Origin of the sequence: Tenacibaculum crassostreae, assembly GCF_964512405.1 — a bacterium.
GTDB classification, from domain to species: domain Bacteria; phylum Bacteroidota; class Bacteroidia; order Flavobacteriales; family Flavobacteriaceae; genus Polaribacter; species Polaribacter crassostreae.
In genome coordinates, this window is record NZ_CAZELE010000006.1 from 237,785 (window position 1) to 259,055 (window position 21,271).

Here is a 21,271-nt window from a genome sequence, read left to right on the forward strand (position 1 = left end):
AAAAGAGTTCTTTTAATTAACTAAAACTTCAGATTCAGCGTAATAAATTTTATCTAACGAAGTGATATTTGCATCTTTTCCTCTTCTAAAAATATGCTTTGCTTCAACTTCTGTTATAGACTCTTTACCCATAGCTGCTACCATTTCTTTAACTGCATTTAGCGTCTTTTTATGGTAATTTTTCACACGCACATTTTTATACTCAACAACCAATGCTTTTACTAAATCTTTATCTTGTGTTGCCACTCCAACAGGGCAAGTATCTAAATTACATTCACGCGCTTGAATACACCCTAAACTTAACATAAAACTACGTGCCATACCAATAACATCAGCACCCAACGCCAAATATTTAATTACATCGAAAGCATCAATAGCTTTACCGCTTGCAATAATTTTAATTTGCTTTTTTAACCCGTATTTTATCAATGTTTTATTCACAAAAGATAATCCTTCTAATAACGGAGTTCCTATATAGTTTGAAAACTCTAAAGGAGCAGAACCTGTACCACCTTCTCCTCCATCAATAGCAATAAAATCTGGATAATTATTTGCTTTGGCAAAAGCTTTAATCATCTCTTCTACCTCATCGTTATCACCTACGCAAAGTTTAATTCCAACAGGTTTTCCTTGAGCTAACTCTCGAACTTGTTGAATAAAAACAATCATTTCCTCGAAGTTTGAAAAAGCATCGTGTGCTGGTGGAGAATCTACTCGAGTAAAAGGTTCTACCGAGCGAATTTCAGCAATTTCTTTTGTATTTTTTTTTGCTGGTAAAATTCCTCCATGACCTGGTTTTGCTCCTTGAGATAATTTAATTTCAATCATTTTAACCTCAGGTCTAACCGCGTTTTTTTTGAAAATTTCTGCATCAAAAACACGTTTACCATTCAAACTTCTTCCTGCTCCAAAATAACCCGTACCTACTTGAAAAATTAAATCGCCACCTTGTAAATGATACGGAGAGATTCCACCTTCACCTGTATTATGAGCAAAACCACCCATTTTTACTCCTTGGTTTAATGCCATGACTGCATTTTTACTCAACGAACCAAATGACATGGCTGAAATATTTATAATAGAAGCATCGTATTTTTTAGTACACTTATCAGAACCTATCAACACCCTTTCTCCGTTAATATGATGGTGATCTTTAGGAAATAATGAATGCTTTACAAACTCATATCCTTTTCTGTACACATTGTGTTGGGTACCAAATGGAACCGTTTCAATTTCTTCTTTAGAACGTTGATAAACGATACTTCGCTTTTCTCTGTTTATCGGTTTTCCGTTTAAATCATCTTCAATAAAATATTGTTGAATTTTTTCACGCTCTTCTTCAAAAATCCAACGCAAACGAGCTACCACTGGAAAAGCTCTCATTAACGAATGCTTCTTTTGTAAAAAAGCATCGTAAATTGCTAATAAAGTTACTGCTGATGCAATTGTTAACAATATTACATTTCCTAAGTCTGGCATAAAGTACACCAATACGCCACACAAAATATTAACAACAATAATAACAGATAAAATAGTGTCTCTCATTTCATTTTTATTTCTAACAAAAATACAATTTTAACATAAAAAAAGCTCTGACATAAAATCAGAGCTTTTTAATATATTGAAATACTTAAAATTACTTTTTGAATTTTGCGTATTTGTTTTTGAACTTATCAATACGTCCTGCAGTATCTACTAACTTAGACTTACCTGTGTAGAAAGGATGTGAAGTTCTTGAAATTTCTAATTTGATTAATGGATACTCAACACCATCAACATCTAAAGTTTCTTTTGTGTTAGCAGTTGAACGCGTTAAGAAAACATCTCCGTTAGACATATCTTTAAACGCTACCATTCTATAATTTTCTGGATGTATACCTTTTTTCATCTCTTTAAATTTTAATCTTTTATTTTTGTTGAAAAATATAAAGTTGGTAAATCTTTATAATCATTTCATGATTCAAAAACCTGCAATGGCTATTTGAGGGTGCAAATTTAACCCTTTTTTTTAATTTGCAAACAAATAATTTGCTTTAATTTGTAAAACAAGATTTTAAACTTCAGAAAACATTACTATACATATGCGTTTTTATAAACTTTTAACTTTAGGATTAACTACTTTACTTGTAACTTCTTGTAGTGAAACTAATTACAAATTTAAACTAGACACTACAAAAAAAACTACTTTAGGTGAAAAAGCCGCTATTAAGTTTGAACAATTAAAAGGTAATCAAATAGATTCTGTTCACTTATATGTAAACAATAAACGTGTTAATACAAATGAAACAAGTATAGCAATAAACACTGCGGATTTTGGCGTAGGAAAACACGCGGTTACCGCTTTAGCTTTTTATCCAAATAAATCTAAAAAGCTAAATAATTCTATTGAAGTATTAGCAAAAGAAGCCCCAGCTGTTTACACCTATAAAATTGTAAACACTTACCCTCACGATAAAGATGCTTATACCCAAGGATTGGAATATAAAGATGGATTTTTATACGAAACAACAGGGCGCCGAGGACAATCAACCTTACGTAAAGTTGATATAAAAACTGGAGAAGTATTACAAAAAACCGATTTAAATAAAAAGTATTTCGGGGAAGGAATGACGATTTTTAACAACAAAGTTTATTGGTTAACATGGCAAGCTCGTAAAGGTTTTGTGTATGATTTAGAAAACTTTAAACAAACAGGTTCTTTTAACTACAACAATAGTAATGAAGGTTGGGGATTAACTCATAGTGATACAGAGTTAATAAAATCTGATGGAACTAATAAAATTTGGTTCTTAAACCCAGAAAATCAACAAGAAAAAAGAAGTATTCAGGTCTACACCCACGACAGAGCTTTAGATAAATTAAATGAAATTGAATATGTTAATGGAAAAGTTTATTCAAATTATTGGAAAACCAATGGAAATATTAAATCTACTATCGCAATTATTAATCCTGAAACTGGAGTTGTAGAAGGTTTAATTGGATTAGACGGTTTAAGAGACATTGTTTTAAAAGATCAAAATTTAGAGCAAGACGATGTTTTAAACGGTATTGCTTATGATGCTGACAATAACCGTTTGTTTGTTACTGGAAAACATTGGGGCAAATTATTTGAGATAGAGCTAATTCGTAAATAATTCTCTACTTAGTATTATTTAACATTTTCACAAAAGCATCTCTACTATCTACAAAAATAGCTAGAGATGTTGCTTTTTTTGTAAAACCGTAAAAACTATTAAATTTTATTTCTTCCTTTAAATGTAAAATCAAATTATGTCCTCCTGCACTACCAATAGGTGAGAAAAACTTAATGGAAGATTTTTCTGGAATTTCTTTTGTACTCAGTTCTATATTTTCAATTTGATGTAGTGAAATTTTTGCGTTAGCTAGTATTCCGAACTTCAAATACAACTCTTTGTTATCTACATCAATAACTATTGGTCTTTTAACTAATGATCGTAATGTTGCTAAAATTTGCAATATGGTATATCCACTTAAAGTAGCTAAAATTAAAGAAACTCTAACGTTTCCACTTTTCATCATTGAATGAGTAACAAACATTTCAACCACCACCACTAGTAAAAATCCTAGAATTACACTTACAGCCATTCCGTCTTTATGATAAGTAAATTCATTTTTTTTAAGTTCCTTCTTTTTCCAATTGAAGAGTCCGTAATAAATCATAGCTATTTCAGATGCAAAGATTCCTGCTATTTTACTAGGTAATATTTCTTTACATACTTTATTTATAACATCAAAAAAGTCTAAAGAATAATCATTAATCTCATTTATTTTTTTTGCTACACTTCTTCCTTTAACTATAATAAAAGCAATTATGCCAATTTCTACTATTGGGATTAAAAATGTTTTTACTGTATTTAAAAGTTGCTGATTTTCTTTAGGAAGTGTAAAACTAGCTATTAAAACTCCCAACATAAAAACTGAAAAAACAGTCTTATTAGAAATATTCTTTTTTCTGATTAAAAGAAAGTAAACTAAAGGAATTGTTATTAAAAAATCTATTACTACAAATGAAGAGATTTTAGGTATAAAAAAGGATGATTTCACCAGCATAACAAGTGATAAAATCATCAATAATGGAAGACCAAAAACAACTAAATTACTTCTTAAATTAATTGTGTTTTGCATAACAATTAGATTTTAATATTAGTTCTAATTATTAGTAGCTTTTTTTAATAGATTGTTACAAATTTCGCTAATAATTATTTCTTATAAACTACTCCTTCCTTCATCACAAAAACAACGTTTTCCATCGTATGAATATTTTGTGTAGGATTATCGTCTACCGCAATGATATCAGCTAAAAAACCTTTTTTAATTAGCCCCAATCCATTACCCATTCCTAATAATTTAGCATTGGTAATGGTTGCAGACTGAATTGCTTCTATCGCTGGCATACCAGCTTCTACCATATATCCAAATTCTTTTCCGTTAATTCCGTGTTCAAATACCCCTGCATCGGTACCAAAAGCTATTTTTACTCCCTTTTTGTACGCTCTACCAAAAGTTCCTTGAATTTGCGGACCAACAGCCAATGCCTTCGGAACTACTATTTCTGGATAAAATCCTTTCACCTTCGCCTTTTCAGCAACTTCTTTCCCTGCAGTAATTGTTGGCACCAGATACACATCGTATTTTTTCATTAACTCCATAGTTTCATCACTCATATACGTACCGTGCTCAATAGTTTTTACTCCTCCTTTAATAGCACGTTTCATACCTTCATCTCCATGGGCGTGTGCAGCAACATGCATTCCGTAATCTTTGGCGGTTTCACAGATTGCTTTTATTTCTTCAATAGTAAATTGAGGGTTGTCTCCACTTTTTGCTACACTTAACACACCTCCTGTAGCAGTAATCTTTATACAATCTGCTCCGTTTTTATAACGTTGACGTACTGCTTTTTTAGCATCTTCAACAGAATTTACCACACCTTCTTTTGGACCAGGATTACCGATTAACTTTCTACTACTTCCATTGGTTGGATCTGCATGACCTCCTGTGGTTGCTAAAGATTTACCAGCGGTAAATACTCTTGGACCTTTAATCTTACCTGCTTTTATAGCTTTCGCTAATGATATATTTACACCCGTTCCTCCTAAATCTCTCACAGTTGTAAAACCATTCAATAACGTAACTTCAGCAAACTTTACCGAGTTGTACGCTCTATCTGCATCGTTTAAAATGTATTTTTCTAACCTTGTATGCGGACTGTGTTCACTTTCAATATGCACATGCATATCAATCAACCCAGGCATTACAACTTTATCTTTTAAATCAATTGTTTTGTCAAGTGAGTTTTTAGGTGTTTGGTATCCACTTACAACATCAATTATTTTATTACCGTCAACAATAATGGTTTGTTGTTCTTTAATATTTCCTTTTTCTGTATCAATTAATTTTCCGCAGAATATATATGTGCTTTGAGTGAATGAAGCAACAGACACCATTAAAAAGAATGCTAAAAAAACGCTATTTTTCATGATAATTTAAGATTGATTAAAACCTAAATGTAGTGATTTTTATGTAGCTTGCCTTTTTTAACTTTAACAATTACATGAAGAATATTGTAATCACAGGAACCAGTAGAGGCATCGGCTTTGAATTATCGCAACAATTTGCTAATCAAGGGCATCAAGTGTTAACCTTATCGAGAAACACTAAACCTCTTGAATTAGTTAACCACAAAAACATTACCACTATTTCTGTAGATTTATCTTTAGAAAAAGACATTTTAAAAGCTGTAGATTTTGTAAAATCTAACTGGAATAATGTTGATATTCTTATCAACAACGCTGGAAAATTAGTGAACAAACCTTTTGAACAACTAACTACAAATGATTTTGAAGAAGTTTACAAAGTAAATGTCTTTGCAGTTGCAGAATTGACCAAAAATCTACTTCCGTTTATGAATAAAGGAAGTCATGTCGTAACAGTTAGTTCTATGGGTGGAATTCAAGGAAGCATGAAATTTCCTGGATTAGCAGCTTATAGTTCTGCAAAAGGGGCTATAATTACGTTATCTGAATTATTAGCTGAAGAATATAAAGAGCAACAAATAGCATTTAACGTATTAGCTTTAGGCGCAGTACAAACCGAAATGTTAGAAGAAGCCTTTCCTGGGTATATTGCTCCGTTATCTGCTAAAGAAATGGCAAACTATATTTTTGATTTTGCCTTAACAGGAAACAAATATTACAACGGAAAAGTGTTACAAGTATCAAGCTCAACTCCTTAAAATTTGAGAATTCCACTCCTAAAATACATTCCAGAAAAAGCGATTCCGCTAGTTGAATATTTAATTATTGAACATAAAATCAATTTAAAGATAGTAAGTCAACGTCAAACCAAACATGGTGATTTTCGTCGTTTACCAAACGGACACATGCAAATTACAGTGAATAATAATTTGAATCCGTATCAATTTTTACTCACGTTAATTCATGAAATCGCTCATCATGTTACCTATCAAAAATTTGGAAAAGTACAACCGCACGGTAAAGAATGGAAAACAGTATTTCAACATTTAATGCTTCCTTTTTTACAACCAGAAATTTACCCAACAGATATATTACCTTATTTAGCAAATTATTTAAAAAACCCAAAAGCAAGTACCGATACCGACGTAAATTTATCGCTTGCTTTACGAAGAGGACAATCTGAAAACGGAAAGAATTTTATCTTTGAAATTCCTAACGGAAGTGTTTTTCAATTTAAAGACACTTTATACAAAAGAGGAAATAAACGCAGAACTCGATTTGAATGCTTAAATTTAAGTAATAATCGAGTGTATTTATTCAATCAAAATGCAGAAGTGAAGCTAGTAACTTCAACCTAAAATGTCATTTCGAACTTGATTCGGAATCTTATAGTGAGAAGCTGAAACAAGTTCAGCTTGACTTAAACACAAGTAACAAATGAACACAAATTATTATGCAGTAATAATGGCAGGGGGTGTTGGCTCTCGTCTTTGGCCAGTAAGCACCGAAAACTCTCCAAAACAATTTCATGATATTTTAGGTACTGGTGAAACGTTGATTCAACGTACGTTTAACAGAATTGAGCAATTAATTCCTTCTGAAAACATTTTAATTGCAACCAATAAACGTTACGAAAAATTAGTTTTAGAACAATTACCAAAAACTACACCTCAACAATTATTGTTAGAACCTGCGATGCGCAATACTGCTCCGTGTATTTTGTATGCTGCTTTAAAAATTTATCAACAAAATCCAGATGCTATTATGTTGATTGCTCCTTCAGATCATTGGATTGAAAATGAAACTGAGTTTATAAACAACATTAAAACTTCATTTGAGGCTTGTACCAAAGAAGATATTTTAATGACCTTAGGCATTCAACCAGATTCACCAAATACCGGGTATGGATACATTCAGTTTGAAAATGAATCTTCCAACATTAAAAAAGTAAAAAACTTTACCGAAAAACCTAATTTAGAAACTGCGCAACAGTTTTTAAACAGCGGTGACTATTTATGGAATGCTGGTATTTTTGTTTGGTCTGCTAAAAGCATCTTAAAAACTTTTAAAACGTATTTACCAGAAATGGTTGACATTCTTGATGACGGAAACAACGTTTACAACACTAACTTTGAAGATGATTTTATACAAAGTAATTATGAAAAATGTGAAAACATTTCTATTGATTACGGAATTATGGAACGCTCTAACAACGTACACGTGTTACCTGTAAATTTTGGTTGGAACGATTTAGGAACTTGGGATTCTTTATATCAAAAATTAGAAAAAGACAGTCAACAAAATGCCACTGTTGGGGCAAAAACTTTATTTAGAGATGCTCAAGGAAATATGGTTAGTACTGCTAATGGTAAAAAAGTAATTATTCAAGGACTTAGCGATTTTATAATTATTGAAAAAGAAAATGTTATTTTAATTTGTCCACGTAAAGACGAACAAGAAATTAAACAAATTAGCACTGCTGCTAAAGAACAATTGTAATACTTCTTCTTTTTAAATGGAATACGACAACATTTTAAATATTGGAATTTTAGCGCACGTAGATGCGGGTAAAACTACCCTAACAGAACATCTATTATATCATTCTGGAGCTATCAGAAATATCGGAAGTGTAGACAAAGGTTCTACAGTTACCGATAGCATGTCTCTTGAAAAAGAACGTGGAATTTCTATCAAAGCAGCCACCACTTCTTTTGTTTGGAACAACACCAAAATTAATCTAATCGACACCCCAGGTCACGTTGATTTTTCGAGTGAAGTTGCCCGAACTTTGTGTGTCGTAGATGCTGTCGTTTTGGTTATTTCTGCTGTTGAAGGTGTACAAGCACACACCTTGACTATTACAGATGCGCTTCAAAAATTACAAATCCCTACAATAATCTTTATTAATAAAATTGATAGACAAGGAGCAGATACTGAAGCTGTTTTAGAGCAAGTTAAAAATGAACTTCAATGTAAGACTGTTTCTATTTACACAAGTCATAACGGAGGATTAGATTCTGCATATATTCAATCGGTTTTTAACAATAGTTCAATAGATAAAGAGAAAAAAGAAATTTTACTTGAAGAATTGGTTGAAACTGATGAAGTTTTGATGGATGAATATTTTAACGGAAATAATATCTCTGACAAGACTTTTTTAGAAACAATTGCCAAAAACACTTCCAAAGCAGTTATTTCTCCTGTGTACACAGGGATTGCGAAAAACAATATTGGCGTAGAAGAACTTTTAAACGGATTAACTCAATTTATCAAAACTAAAAAGAACACAACTACCAAAGAAACTTCAGCTTATGTATACAAACTTGAGCACGATAAAATACACGGAGCTATGGCTCATGTTAAAGTTTTTTCGGGTGAGTTATCTTCTAAATCGGTAATTTACAACCACACGCAAAACTTAGAAACTAAGATTAATCAATCTAAAGTTTTTCATCATACAAAACACCTAGACACAACAATTAAAACGGGTGATATAGGAATCATTACAGGAGTTATAAATACCAAAGCTGGTGATATTTTAGGAAGCTCAGAAAACATCCCAAAGCTTCCAGAACTAAACATTCCTGTATTAAGTGTACAAGTGCTCCCTGAAAATGATAAAGACTACAATGCGCTTGCGCAGGCTTTACAAATTATAGACAGAGAAGATCCTTCTTTACAGTTCAAATGGCATAAACCAGAACAAGAGCTCTTACTATTACTTATGGGCGATATGCAGATAGAAGTACTAACTCATGTTTTACAAGAACGCTTTTCTATCCCCGTACGTTTTACAGAACCTCAAATTGTTTATAAAGAAACGATTACTAAAGCTGCTGAAGGTTATGTACGCTATTGGATGCCCAAACCTTGTTGGGCAATTATGACATTTTTGATTGAACCTGCTCCGTTAAATTCAGGAGTTACCTATCAATCAATCGTTTCAAAAAATGACATTCATAATAAATATCAAAATGAAATTGAGCGAACCATACCAAAAGCGCTAGAACAAGGACTATTAGGTTGGGAAGTTACCGATGTAAAAATCACTTTAATTAAAGGAGAAGATCATAATGTGCACTCTAGACCTGGAGATTTCAATTTAGCTACACCTATGGGAATTATGAAAGGATTAGAAGCTGGCGGAACACATTTATTAGAACCTTTACTACGTTTTGAAATTAAAACAAACGAAGAGTTTTTAGGTAAAATCATTTCAGAACTTACTACCAGAAGAGCGACGATTGATTCTCCTAAGTTTCAAAATGAATTGGTACATATAACAGGAACTATTCCTGTGGCTACGTCTTTAGATATAAGTATAAAACTAAACACTATTTGTAGCGGTCGTTTACGTTTACGAATGGTGTTTTTTGGCTATGATGTTTGCCCTGAAGGTGAAGGCGTTTCTAAACCTTATAAAGGAGTAAACCCGTTAGATGAAGCGCAATGGATTTTACATCGTCGTGGAGCGTACAAAGCTGATGAACGAGTGATTTAACTGAAATTCTTTATTTCATTTAACACGAGCCTATCAAAAGCTTTTTCATCCCCTAAAAACTTATTCTTAATTCCGATATAAGCTAGGTTTTTCAGTTTCCCTTCTAGTCTTACAAAGTCTTTTTCAGTAGTAATGATATACTTTTCTGAACTTTCAATTTGTTCGAATTGTTGTTGAATATTTTTCAAATCTGAATCTGAAAAATGATGATGATCTGGAAAGTTTATATGCTGAAATTTTATCTTTCTTTCAGTTAAGAAAGATAATAAAGAACTCGGATTCGCAATTCCCGTAACCAAAACAATTTCCATATTGGTTAAATCTTGTAAACTGAGATTCTCAGTTCCTCCTAGTTGTTCATCATACACAATTGTACTAAAAAACACTTCTTGATTTGGCAATGGATTTATTCTTCTTTCTAACTCACATTGCTCAATTTTCGATAAATTTTCGGGACATTTAGTAACTACAATCGCTTTCGCTCTTTTTGCTCCTCTCCTACTTTCTCGCAAGTTCCCTGTAGGCAATAAAAAATCATTGATAAATAAATCCTTGTACTTGGTGAGCAAAATATAGCTGCTTGCCGTTACTTTTCTATGTTGATATGCATCATCTAGCAAAATTACTTCTGGAGGATTTTCACCTTTTAACAATTGTTGAACTCCGTTGGTTCTATCAGTATCAACAGCTATAGAAACCTCATTTTTAAACTTCTTGTAAAACTGTAAGGGTTCGTCGCCAACATCTTCTACTGTATGTGAATCATCAAGCAACTGAAAACCTTTTGTTTTTCGTTTGTAACCGCGACTTAAAACTGCAATTTTATAATCAGCTTTTAGTAAGCGAATCAAATATTCTATCTGCGGAGATTTTCCTGTACCGCCAACACTTAAATTCCCAACAGCAACTATAGGAATGTTAAATTTGGTTGATTTTAAAACTCCAAGATTAAAAAACCAATTACGAGTTCTCGTAATTGCATCGTACAAAACAGCAAACGGAAATAATAAAAATCGAAGTAACTTCATTGTTTCAAAAGTAATAAAAATCTTAACTTTGATATCAGTTAAATTAAAACTATGCAAATAAAAGACGTTACCTATTATATTGAACAACTTGCTCCACTAGCTTATGCCGAAGATTTTGACAATGTTGGCTTACTCATCGGAAATTATGCCACTGAAGTAACCGGAGTTTTAGTTACGCTAGATACACTTGAAGAAACCGTAGATGAAGCCATAGCTAAAAACTGCAACTTAATTGTAAGTTTTCACCCGATTGTTTTTAGTGGATTGAAAAAAATAAACGGTAACAATTACGTTGAACGTGTTGTACTAAAAGCTATTCAACACAACATTGCTATTTATGCTACGCATACTGCTTTAGATAATGTAAACAACGGAGTTTCAGCTAAAATGGGAGAAGTTTTAGGCTTAGAAAACATGAAAACCCTTATTCCTAAAAAAGGAATCATCAAAAAGTTAACTACCTATGTTCCGTTTGCAGAAGCTGCTAATCTGCGTGAAAAGCTATTTGAAGCTGGCGCAGGAAATATTGGAAACTACGACCATTGTTCTTTTAATGTAGAAGGAAAAGGAAGTTATAGAGGTAACGAAAACTCAAATCCGAAGGTGGGCAAAAAAGGAGAGTTGATGTTTGAAGAAGAAACGTGTATTACTGTAACTTTTGATGCCTTTTTAGAAGAAAAAATACTTGCTACACTCTTTAAAAATCATCCATATGAAGAAGTTGCATATGAAGTAATTACGTTAGACAATCAAAATCAAAATGTAGGTATGGGAATGATTGGTGAGCTATCATCAGCTATGAATGAAAATGACTTTTTAACATTCGTTAAAAAAACGTTTAAAACTGGTTGTGTTCGACATTCAGAATTACTTTCAAAACCTATTAAAAAAGTAGCAGTTCTAGGAGGTTCGGGTAGTTTTGCAATTAACAATGCTAAACGCGCTGGCGCAGACGCTTACATAAGTGCTGATTTTAAGTATCATGAGTTTTTTAAAGCAGAAAAAAACATCTTATTAGCCGATGTTGGACACTACGAAAGCGAACAATTTACAAAAAATCTTTTAGTTGATTATCTTAATAAAAAATTTAGTACTTTTGCAATTATTTTAAGCGAAAAGAGTACAAATCCAATACACTATATTTAACAGATGGCAAAAAAAGAAGTAACGGTAGAAGAAAAATTAAGAGCGTTATATGATTTACAGTTAATCGATTCTAGAATTGACGAAATTAGAAACGTTCGTGGTGAATTACCTTTAGAAGTTGAAGATTTAGAAGATGAAGTTGCCGGATTAAACAAAAGACTTTCAAATTTAGCTGAAGATGTTAAAAATTTAGAAACTGACATCAGTAATAAAAAATTAGCTATTGATGAGTCTAAAACATTAATTGCTAAGTACGAAGAACAACAAAAAAATGTTCGTAATAACCGTGAGTTTGATTCTTTAACAAAGGAAGTTGAATATCAGGAATTAGAAATTCAATTATCGGAAAAGAGAATTAAAGAATTTAAAGCTAAAATTGCTCAAAAGAACGAAGTTATTGATAGCACAAAAGAAAAATTAGCACAACAAGAAAGTCATTTAGCTCACAAAAAAGGTGAATTAGATGCTATCTTAAAAGAAACGCAAAAAGAAGAGCAATTATTAAAAGAGAAGTCTGAAGAGTTTTCACAATCTATCGACGATCATTTATTAGCTGCTTATAAAAGAATTAGAACTAAAGTAAGAAACGGATTAGCAGTTGTAGCTATCGAGCGTGGTGCTGCAGGAGGTTCTTTCTTTACAATTCCACCACAGGTGCAATTAGAAATTGCAAACCGTAAAAAGATTACAATTGATGAGCACAGTGGACGTATCTTAGTTGATGCTGCTTTAGCACAAGAAGAGAAAGATAAAATTGACAGCTTATTTGCTTAATTTTTTCTACTATATAAATTAAAAACCTCCGAATTTCGGAGGTTTTTTTGTTTGTGTATTTTTTAACACAAATTTTCGATACTGTTTCTTAACTTAGTTTAATTAACTTGAATTTGAAAAAACTACTTTACATACTATACTTTTTCAGCTTAACAATAAAAGCACAAGACATTTTATTTGTAGGTAATAGTTTAACCTATTCGAATAATATGCCAGAGATTCTAGAATATATCGGAAAACAAAACAACATTAGTATTAAAACAGCTAGTTTATGTTTTCCTAATTATGCGATTATAGATCATTTAGAAAGCGGAAAACTACAACAGCTATTACAAAAAAAGCGTTTTGATTATATGATCATTCAGCAAGGTCCTTCTTCGCAAGCCCAAGGAAAACAAATGTTACTAGAAGACGGAGCAAAAATGAAACAGCTTTGCAACCAATACAATACTAAACTTGGATATTTTATGGTGTGGCCATCAGTAACGTATTATTATACTTTTGATAAAGTTATAGAAAATCACACGCTTGCTGCTCAAAAAAATAGCGCACTTTTATTTCCTGCGGGAGTTAATTGGCAAGAATATAATACCTACAAAGACAAAGAGTCGTTATATGATCATGATAATTTTCATCCATCAAAAGCTGGGAGTTTTTTAGCAGCACTTACTATTTTTCATCAATTATATCCAACAAAAAACCTTCAACAATTACCCTTTAAAAAGTATAAAAAATGGGTAACTGATGAAGATTCTTTTAATTTGATTGTTAAAGTGATTGATAAGAAATAAACTATCTTATTTCATACATTGTTCCAATACTTTTTCTGCTCTTTCTATATTAAACTTTGGATAAAACTTAACTGTAAGTTCTTCTTTTTTACTTAACTCAATTGCTTTTTTAATATTCTCACAAAAAGGTTTTGTCGATTGCCCGAAAAAGCGTGCAGCTCCCATATCCGATTCAGCTTTACTTAAAATTACCCTCGGGTTTTCTGGTGCCAACTCAAACGCTTTTTTATACAATGCTGCATTCTTCATCGACATCGTCATTCCGTATTTTTGACCATCAAAAGCCATATACGCAACATGCAACAAAGCTTGACGAATTAATATTTCTGGATTATCAGGTGATAAAGAATTTGCTGCATCTAAAAACGTTTGTGCTTTGTTTAGTTTAGCAATTAAAGTAGCTTCTTCTTTAATTTGAAAGCTTTCAATAATTTCAATCGTTGCTGCATAATACGGAGGCAACCAATTATCTTTTTCGGCAGTTGCAATTCGTTCAAATAACTGACTTGCTTCTTTTGTCTGGTTGGTTTTCCAAAGTTCAAATGCTTTTTCCATTCCTTTTTCATAAGGAGTTTGTGCTGATAAACATACTGTAAATACAAGTGTTAAAAGTGTGATGATTTTTTTCATTTTTTATTGATTTTAGGCACTACAAATCCTGTAAAGCAATCTGCATATTTTTATAGATTACCTTTGTATTTACTCAAAATAATTGAGTAAATAGATTGTTATAGCGTGTGATTAAATTAGTTTACGTTGATGACTAAGGTTACGTTTTTATCTACTAAAAATTTAGCATCGCTATATTTTGGAGGTCCCATAAAACCTTTAGCATCGTTAGAAATCCCTATAGGTTCTTTTGGAATTCCGAAAATTCGAGTATCCATTTTTTTGTTGTCGTTTTCATCGTGAAAACAAGAAATAGCATATTCTCCTTTCGGGATATTCTCAAAAACAGCTGTTGCCATTTTGTTGTTGATGGTAACAACACTTCCTTTAAAACTCTTCTTTAAAAATTCTCCTTCTTTATTATATAAGGCTACAAACAAATCGCCTTTATCAGATTTCATTCCTGAAAAATTAGCTGTGATTGTATAAGTTTCTTGTGCAAAAGAGCTTAGTAAACCTGTAATTAAAAATGTTCCTATTAAAAATAATTTTTTCATGTTTTTTGTTTTTGATGATTCAAATATCTTATGTTTTTGTTGCTTCTAGTAATTAAAACTACTCAACTGTTATTTTCTTCTACTGAATTGTGTTTTTATTTATCAAACCTCACTACAAGAGATTGCTTCGTCGTTCCACCTCTCAATGACGGTATCTATAAATTGTTTAACTGATTGTCTTTTTTATTATCGCTAATCGTCCAAAAGAACCCAACAAAAAAGAATCTGTCTGCTGCCGGAACTCTTGCTTGTCTATCGAACATTGCGTTTGTATCAGGAGTGTTCTTGTAGTTGTATCCAAATACATTTTTCGTGCCTAACACATTATTTACCGAAAAATATAAAATCTTTTGTTGACTTAATAAATACGCCCAATTTAAACTTAGTGAATTGTAATTTTTTGTTTGCTGATTTAAAAATCCGTTTATATTCGGATTGGTATAACTTCTACCAGAAGCAAAACTATAACTGAACCCAACCTGACTTTTCCATTTATCAACCCAATATTTTCCCACTACCGATAAGTTATGCTTTGATGCAAAATTAGGTGTAGCTTTTATTGGGTAATTTTTATAATCTCTTTCGGTATCTAAATACGAATACGAAACCCAATAATCTAACTTTTTTATATTCTTTCCATCTCTCCAAAACACATCAATTCCTTTCGCAAAACCGCTTCCTAAATTGGTAAAATTAGTAGTAGGTAGTATTCTTTCGGTATCGTGTTTTACTAAACTTTGATAGTCTTTATAATATCCTTCAATTCTAAAAATTTGCTTGTTATTTACGTATTGATAATTAGCAATTACATGCAAAGTGTTTTCTGCTTCAAAGTTTGAATTAAATTTTAAATATTCATTCTTCGGATTTTGGTAAAAACGTCCGTAAGCCAATGAAAATTGACTATGGGCTCCTGATTTATACGCTATCGATGCTCTTGGAGAAACTGTAAATTGTTGTAATAATTCTGAATTCTCTACACGAACTCCTACTTTGGTTGCTAACTTTTTTGAAAAGAAAACATCCGCTTCAGCAAAACCTCCAAAGATATTGTTATCAAATCCGTATGTGAAATTTCCATTGGTTGTATTTTTATAATTTTCAGTAAAATTGGTTACAAAATACTCTGAACCAAAACTTAGCTTAAATCGATTCGTAAAACGTTTGTGTAATTTTACCTTAAAATGCGCTGAATTCTCGTTACCGATAACTTCATCATCAAAAATTCCAATTTTGTTGTTATCGTTAGTAAAAGAAGCTCCACCTGAAAGCGTCCAATCATTCGATAAACGATATTTGTATGAACCATTAAAGTATACGTTTCTATTTCTTAAGGCAAAAGCTAAACCATTTTCGTAATTAATATCCTCTTGTATTAAATCGAAATTTGTATAACTATAAGCGCCATATAATTTTAACATTGCAGCATCATTTACTTTATAGCGATACACCATTTCTCCACTAGAAGCTTCGTAAGGTTTTTTCCATGTATTTCTATCAGGAAACAACTCTAAATAAGGTTTTAAGTTGATGTAAGAAGCATTTACACTTAACGAATTTTTACCGAAAATTTGCGTATTCCCAACAGCTAAACCAACCGACATAAAACCTAAATCTGTTTTTTCTTGCACAGGTTCGTCTATCGTATTTAACAACAACACACTTGACAATGCTTGACCGTATTCAGCTGAATATCCTCCCGTAGAAAACGAAATTCCTTTAAACAAAAATGGCGAATACCTACCTCGTGTAGGCATATTGTTTGTTGTTGGCGTAAACGGTGTAAATACACGCATTCCGTCTATAAAAATTTGTGTTTCTTCTGCACTACCTCCTCTTACAAATAAGCGCCCGTCTTCTGCAACAGTTGAGGTTCCTGGAAGCGTTTGTAAAGCCCCAACAAAATCGCCCAAAGCACTTGCGGTAGTTACTACATCTAAAGGTTTTAACGCCGTTACTTTTGCATTATCTCCTGCTTCAAAAGTACCTGCATTAATAGTTACCGCATCTAAGGTATTAACATCTTCTTTTAAAGCTATTTTTAGATTTTTAAACAGTGAAACATCGCCTGTTTTAGTGAATGTTTCAAAAGAAATAAATGAAACCACTAACGATTGATTTCCTTTTTCAGAAGTAACAAAAGAAAAACTTCCATCTATTGAAGTAGAAGCTCCATCATACGTTCCATCTAAATACACATTAGCTCCTTCAATTGCATTTCCTTTTGCGTCAACTACTTTCCCTGATACATTAGTTTGCGCAACAAGAAAACTACAACTAAAAACTATTAAAATACTTACTAAATTTTTCATTTTTTGGATTTATTGATGCCACAAAAGTGCAGTAGAACTCAAAATGTATCTAAAAGAAATTTCTCAACTGTATTATTTAAAGGATGAACTGTCGCAAAAGTATTTTCAGCACCAATAATATCTTTTACAAATCTTGCTTTTTGATTGACAAATCTTGCTAAGTTTCCTTTGTATGTTGTATTTTTACCTTAGTTATAAAGATTAAAATGGCACACGATTTAAGCGATTATAGAAAATCTTACGAAAAAGAAGAGTTACTAGAAAGTAATTGTCCTGAAAACCCAATAGAACTGTTCAGAAACTGGTTTTTAACTGCAGATGAATCTGAAATGATAGATGAAGCCAATGCCATGAATATTAGTACTATTGGTTTAGACGGATTTCCAAAAAACCGAATTGTATTGTTAAAAAAATACACTTGGGAGGGATTTATTTTTTACACCAATTACACTTCTGAAAAAGGAAAAGCTATTCTACAAAATAACCATGTTTGTTTGTCTTTTTTTTGGTCAGGATTAGAACGTCAAATCATCATTAAAGGTAAAGCAGAAAAAGTTGCTGCTAATTTATCTGATGGGTATTTTGAATCGAGACCAGACGGAAGTAAACTTGGTGCTTGGGCTTCTAATCAAAGTGAAGTCATTACGTCTAGAAATGAACTAGACAACAATTTAAACACGTTTGAAGAACACTTTAAAGGAAAAGAAATACCCAGACCAGAGCATTGGGGTGGATTTATAGTTAAACCCGTATCAATTGAGTTTTGGCAAGGGCGTCCAAATCGTATGCACGATCGTATTCGATATACATTGCAAAAAGATTTTTCTTGGAAACTTGAACGTTTAGCTCCATAAGTTTATATTTACATAGTATTTATATTTGAATGAAAACACTATATATCGTTCGTCACGCAAAATCATCTTGGGAGTATGATAGCGTTAAAGATATTGACAGACCTTTAAAAGAGCGTGGTATTAACGACGCGCATCTTTTATCAAAATACCTAGCAAAAGAAATCAACAAACCTGATGTTTTTCTTTCTAGTAGTGCCAATAGAGCATTACACACCGCGGTTATTTTTTGTGAGAATTTTGGATACCCATTATCTAACCTAAAAATAAAACGTCAATTATATAACTTTAGCGATGGCTACTTGGTAAAAACGGTAAAAGCACTAGATGATAGTTTTGATAGTGCAATTGTTTTTAGTCACGACCACGGTATTAACAGTTTTGTAAATAAATTTGGAAACAAACCAATTGCCCACGTAACCACTTGCGGGGTTGTTGGTATTCGATTTGACACTAAACACTGGAAGGATATTAAGAAAGGAAATACTATATTAGTAGAGTTTCCTAAAAACCATAGATAAATCTATATATTTTGAAGATAAAAAAATACGGCGCTATTGATATTGGATCTAATGCAGTAAGGTTATTAGTGGCTAACGTTATTGAAGAAGATAATAGAGAACCTCAATTTAAAAAATCATCATTAGTTCGTGTGCCTATTCGTCTGGGAGCTGATGCTTTTGTTTCAGGAAGAATTTCTGAAGCAAATACACAACGAATGATTGATGCTATGCAAGCTTTTAAACTCATCATGAAAATCCATGGAGTAGAAAGATATAAAGCCTGCGCAACATCTGCAATGAGAGAAGCCGAGAACGGTAAAGAAGTAACAAAAGCTATTTTAGAAAATACGGAAGTTAAAATTGATATTATTGACGGAAAAAAAGAAGCGGCTATTATTTCATCTACCGATTTAAATCAATTAATTGAATCTGATTCAACTTACTTATATGTTGATGTAGGTGGTGGTAGTACCGAGTTTACATTGTTTTCAAAAGGAAAAATAATCAACTCTAAATCTTTTAAAATAGGAACAGTACGTTTACTAAATAACAAAAAATCTGAAAACAAGCTTCTTTTCAAGAAAGTTCAAAACTGGATTGAGGAAAACACCAGTGAATATAAACGTATTTCTTTAATCGGTTCAGGAGGAAATATCAATAAGCTCTTTAAAATGTCGGGTAGAGATATTGGCAAACCTATTTCTTACATATACTTAAATGCCCAATATCAGTTCTTAAAAAAAATGAGTTATCAAGAACGTATTTCAGAACTGGGATTAAACCCAGATAGAGCCGATGTAATTGTTCCTGCAACAAAAATATACCTATCTGCAATGAAATGGAGCAATGCTAGAAAAATTTACGTTCCTAAAATTGGACTTTCAGACGGAATAATTAAAAGCTTATATTTCAATAAATTATAATTTATTTTTAACAATTTTTAACATAAAATAAAATTTACTATATTTTAGTAATTGTGACTTTTCTCCCCTAAGTGTGTCACAAAATAAAAGCTTAACAATCACAAAGTAAATTTTATTAATTATGAAAAAACTATTATTAGGGGCACTAATTGCTACTGGAATGACTGCTTATGCACAGGATTTACCTGAAAATCCTGAACCAGGAAAATGTTATGTACGTTGTAAAACTCCAGAAGTTTGGAAAAATGAAGATGTAACTATTGAAGTTGCACCTGCGTACAAACGAATTGTTACGCATCCTGCAGAATACAAAACTGTTACAGAAAGAGTAATTGTAAAAGAAGCAGGACAACGTTTAGAAATTGTACCAGCTGTTTGGGAAAACAAAGTAGTTACTTATACTGCTAAAGAAGACGCTAGTAAATTAAGTGTTATCAAAGCTACTTTTAAACCAGACGAAGAAGTAATTGAAACAAAAGCTGCTTCTGCTGTTTGGGAAATGAGCGAAAAAGCTCCAGATTGTGAATCTAGTGATCCTAACGACTGTAGATATTGGTGTTATAAACCAATTCCTGCACAATTCGTTACAATTCCAACTACAAAGTTAGATAACGATGCTAGTACTCAAAAAACTCCAGTACCTGGTTTTGAGAAGACTTATACTAAAAGAGTTATGGTTACTCCTCCTACGACCAGAACAATTGAAATTCCTGCTGTTTATAATGAAATTAAGAAAACAGTTTTAGTAAAAGATGCTTGGCAAGAAGAAGTAACTGTTGATGCTAAATACCAAACAGTTAGTAAAGAAGTTTTAGTAAGTAAAGGTGGATTAACTACTTGGAAAGAAGTTGAGTGTGAGTTATTAACTTACAACCCATTACCAATTAACTGGAACTTAGGAAGCGCTACATTAACTTCATCAGCAAAAAAACTAATCGATTCTAGATTATTACCTGTTTTAAAAGACGGCGTTCAAGTTGAATTAGCTTCTCATACAGACTCAAGAGGTTCAAGAGAATCTAACCAAGATTTATCTGACAGAAGAGCTCAAGCTGTAGCAAACTATTTAATTTCAAAAGGAGTAAATCCTAGTCAATTAGTAGCTAAAGGTTATGGTGAATCTAGATTAAAGAACAGATGTTCAGACGGAGTTACTTGTACAGAAGCTGAGCACAGAGTAAACAGAAGAACAGAATTTAGAGTTATCAATCAAAAATAATTCTACTTCTTAAAGAATAAAAAAAGCGAGGTTAAAATTAACCTCGTTTTTTATTTATAATGGAATCAAAAAACGGATAATAGTATTCAGTTAAAAGTAACCCTTTCTTATAAGCTATTACTTTTTGTTTATGATTAACAAAAATTAATGTAGGGTAGGTTGTTACTTTATATTTATCTGCTAGTTTTTTATTCATATCTAACTTTTCTTTTTCAACCAAATCTTGATTTCTTGGAATATCAGCTTCGTATAACACAAAGTTTTCTTTAGAAAAGTTTTTAAATTTTTCTGAACTAAATAGTTCTCTATCTAATTTTTTACAAGGTCCACACCAATCTGAACCTTTAAAATAAACTAGTAAAGGTTTTCTTTCTTTTTTTGCCTTCTTTAATGCTTCTTTATAGTTATTTGTCCAAATAACCTCGTCTATACTTTTGCTCTCAATTTCTTGAGACCATACAGTAAAACTAAAACTTAACGCTGTCAGAAATAAAAATAAATTCTTCATATGTAATACGATATGCTTCAAATAAACAAAAATAATACCACTTTTCACCTA

The 21,271-nt window shown here is 31.9% G+C and carries 21 protein-coding genes; 12 read left to right on the forward strand and 9 right to left on the reverse strand.

Annotation, left to right across the window (positions count from 1 at the left end; all coding sequences use genetic code 11):
- Positions 1-12: 12 nt before the first annotated feature.
- Complete coding sequence (locus ACKTST_RS09155; RefSeq protein ID WP_408047458.1) at positions 13-1,545, reverse strand: FMN-binding glutamate synthase family protein; 1,533 nt, start codon at positions 1,543-1,545, stop codon at positions 13-15.
- A 91-nt stretch (positions 1,546-1,636) separates the two neighbouring features.
- Positions 1,637-1,888 (reverse strand): type B 50S ribosomal protein L31, encoded by a 252-nt coding sequence (locus ACKTST_RS09160; protein WP_028892937.1) that lies wholly within the window; start codon positions 1,886-1,888, stop codon positions 1,637-1,639.
- A gap of 193 nt (positions 1,889-2,081) precedes the next feature.
- Between ACKTST_RS09160 and ACKTST_RS09165 the strand changes: the two genes are divergently transcribed.
- Positions 2,082-3,134, forward strand: a complete 1,053-nt coding sequence (locus tag ACKTST_RS09165; protein ID WP_408047459.1) for a glutaminyl-peptide cyclotransferase — start codon at positions 2,082-2,084, stop codon at positions 3,132-3,134.
- A gap of 4 nt (positions 3,135-3,138) precedes the next feature.
- Here ACKTST_RS09165 and ACKTST_RS09170 read toward each other — a convergent pair whose 3' ends face one another.
- Both ACKTST_RS09170 and ACKTST_RS09175 read right to left on the reverse strand, forming a co-directional pair.
- On the reverse strand, positions 3,139-4,146 hold the full coding sequence (locus ACKTST_RS09170; protein ID WP_408047460.1) for a hypothetical protein: 1,008 nt from the start codon (positions 4,144-4,146) through the stop codon (positions 3,139-3,141).
- A gap of 74 nt (positions 4,147-4,220) precedes the next feature.
- Positions 4,221-5,501, reverse strand: coding sequence for a metal-dependent hydrolase family protein (locus ACKTST_RS09175; RefSeq protein WP_408047461.1), 1,281 nt, complete (start codon positions 5,499-5,501; stop codon positions 4,221-4,223).
- 74 nt (positions 5,502-5,575) lie between these two features.
- Here ACKTST_RS09175 and ACKTST_RS09180 point away from each other — a divergent pair, with 74 nt between their 5' ends.
- The 4 genes from ACKTST_RS09180 to ACKTST_RS09195 all read left to right on the forward strand — a co-directional run bounded on the left by ACKTST_RS09180 (position 5,576) and on the right by ACKTST_RS09195 (position 9,999).
- Entirely contained in the window at positions 5,576-6,256 is a 681-nt protein-coding gene (locus ACKTST_RS09180; RefSeq protein ID WP_408047462.1) for an SDR family NAD(P)-dependent oxidoreductase, read from the forward strand.
- A gap of 3 nt (positions 6,257-6,259) precedes the next feature.
- On the forward strand, positions 6,260-6,856 hold the full coding sequence (locus tag ACKTST_RS09185) for a SprT-like domain-containing protein (RefSeq protein ID WP_408047463.1): 597 nt from the start codon (positions 6,260-6,262) through the stop codon (positions 6,854-6,856).
- 79 nt (positions 6,857-6,935) lie between these two features.
- The gene (locus tag ACKTST_RS09190; protein ID WP_408047464.1) at positions 6,936-7,997 is read left to right on the forward strand and encodes a mannose-1-phosphate guanylyltransferase; all 1,062 of its coding nucleotides are present in this window, start codon (positions 6,936-6,938) and stop codon (positions 7,995-7,997) included.
- Positions 7,998-8,013: 16 nt separating this feature from the next.
- Positions 8,014-9,999, forward strand: a complete 1,986-nt coding sequence (locus ACKTST_RS09195; protein ID WP_408047465.1) for a GTP-binding protein — start codon at positions 8,014-8,016, stop codon at positions 9,997-9,999.
- On the opposite strand, the gene lpxK is transcribed toward ACKTST_RS09195, so the two are convergent.
- Positions 9,996-11,027 (reverse strand): tetraacyldisaccharide 4'-kinase, encoded by a 1,032-nt coding sequence (gene lpxK / locus ACKTST_RS09200; RefSeq protein WP_408047466.1) that lies wholly within the window; start codon positions 11,025-11,027, stop codon positions 9,996-9,998. The genes ACKTST_RS09195 and lpxK overlap by 4 nt on opposite strands.
- 51 nt (positions 11,028-11,078) lie before the next feature.
- On the opposite strand from lpxK, the gene ACKTST_RS09205 reads away from it, so the two are divergent.
- From ACKTST_RS09205 to ACKTST_RS09215, 3 genes are all read left to right on the forward strand, one after another.
- Positions 11,079-12,173: a Nif3-like dinuclear metal center hexameric protein gene (locus tag ACKTST_RS09205; RefSeq protein WP_408047467.1), complete on the forward strand. Its 1,095-nt coding sequence runs from the start codon at positions 11,079-11,081 to the stop codon at positions 12,171-12,173.
- Between the two features lie 3 nt (positions 12,174-12,176).
- Positions 12,177-12,947: a zinc ribbon domain-containing protein gene (locus ACKTST_RS09210; protein ID WP_408047468.1), complete on the forward strand. Its 771-nt coding sequence runs from the start codon at positions 12,177-12,179 to the stop codon at positions 12,945-12,947.
- A 113-nt stretch (positions 12,948-13,060) separates the two neighbouring features.
- The gene (locus tag ACKTST_RS09215) at positions 13,061-13,738 is read left to right on the forward strand and encodes an SGNH/GDSL hydrolase family protein (RefSeq protein ID WP_408047469.1); all 678 of its coding nucleotides are present in this window, start codon (positions 13,061-13,063) and stop codon (positions 13,736-13,738) included.
- A 6-nt stretch (positions 13,739-13,744) separates the two neighbouring features.
- Here the strand turns inward: ACKTST_RS09215 and ACKTST_RS09220 are convergent, their stop codons facing one another.
- From ACKTST_RS09220 to ACKTST_RS09230, 3 genes are all read right to left on the reverse strand, one after another.
- A complete protein-coding gene (locus ACKTST_RS09220; RefSeq protein WP_408047470.1) occupies positions 13,745-14,368 on the reverse strand; it encodes a hypothetical protein in 624 nt (207 codons plus the stop codon).
- A 116-nt stretch (positions 14,369-14,484) separates the two neighbouring features.
- The gene (locus ACKTST_RS09225) at positions 14,485-14,904 is read right to left on the reverse strand and encodes a DUF2141 domain-containing protein (RefSeq protein ID WP_408047471.1); all 420 of its coding nucleotides are present in this window, start codon (positions 14,902-14,904) and stop codon (positions 14,485-14,487) included.
- A gap of 155 nt (positions 14,905-15,059) precedes the next feature.
- Entirely contained in the window at positions 15,060-17,216 is a 2,157-nt protein-coding gene (locus tag ACKTST_RS09230; protein ID WP_408047472.1) for a TonB-dependent receptor, read from the reverse strand.
- 206 nt (positions 17,217-17,422) lie between these two features.
- On the opposite strand from ACKTST_RS09230, the gene pdxH reads away from it, so the two are divergent.
- The 4 genes from pdxH (at position 17,423) to ACKTST_RS09250 (ending at position 20,712) form a co-directional block, all read left to right on the forward strand.
- Positions 17,423-18,070 carry a pyridoxamine 5'-phosphate oxidase gene (pdxH, locus tag ACKTST_RS09235; RefSeq protein ID WP_408047473.1) on the forward strand — a complete coding sequence of 216 codons (648 nt, stop codon included), beginning with the start codon at positions 17,423-17,425 and terminating at the stop codon, positions 18,068-18,070.
- A 29-nt stretch (positions 18,071-18,099) separates the two neighbouring features.
- The gene (locus tag ACKTST_RS09240; RefSeq protein WP_408047474.1) at positions 18,100-18,588 is read left to right on the forward strand and encodes a SixA phosphatase family protein; all 489 of its coding nucleotides are present in this window, start codon (positions 18,100-18,102) and stop codon (positions 18,586-18,588) included.
- Between the two features lie 8 nt (positions 18,589-18,596).
- Positions 18,597-19,493, forward strand: coding sequence for a Ppx/GppA phosphatase family protein (locus ACKTST_RS09245; RefSeq protein WP_408047650.1), 897 nt, complete (start codon positions 18,597-18,599; stop codon positions 19,491-19,493).
- A 121-nt stretch (positions 19,494-19,614) separates the two neighbouring features.
- Positions 19,615-20,712, forward strand: coding sequence for an OmpA family protein (locus ACKTST_RS09250; protein WP_408047475.1), 1,098 nt, complete (start codon positions 19,615-19,617; stop codon positions 20,710-20,712).
- Positions 20,713-20,749: 37 nt separating this feature from the next.
- Here ACKTST_RS09250 and ACKTST_RS09255 read toward each other — a convergent pair whose 3' ends face one another.
- On the reverse strand, positions 20,750-21,220 hold the full coding sequence (locus ACKTST_RS09255) for a thioredoxin family protein (protein WP_408047476.1): 471 nt from the start codon (positions 21,218-21,220) through the stop codon (positions 20,750-20,752).
- Positions 21,221-21,271: the final 51 nt, after the last annotated feature.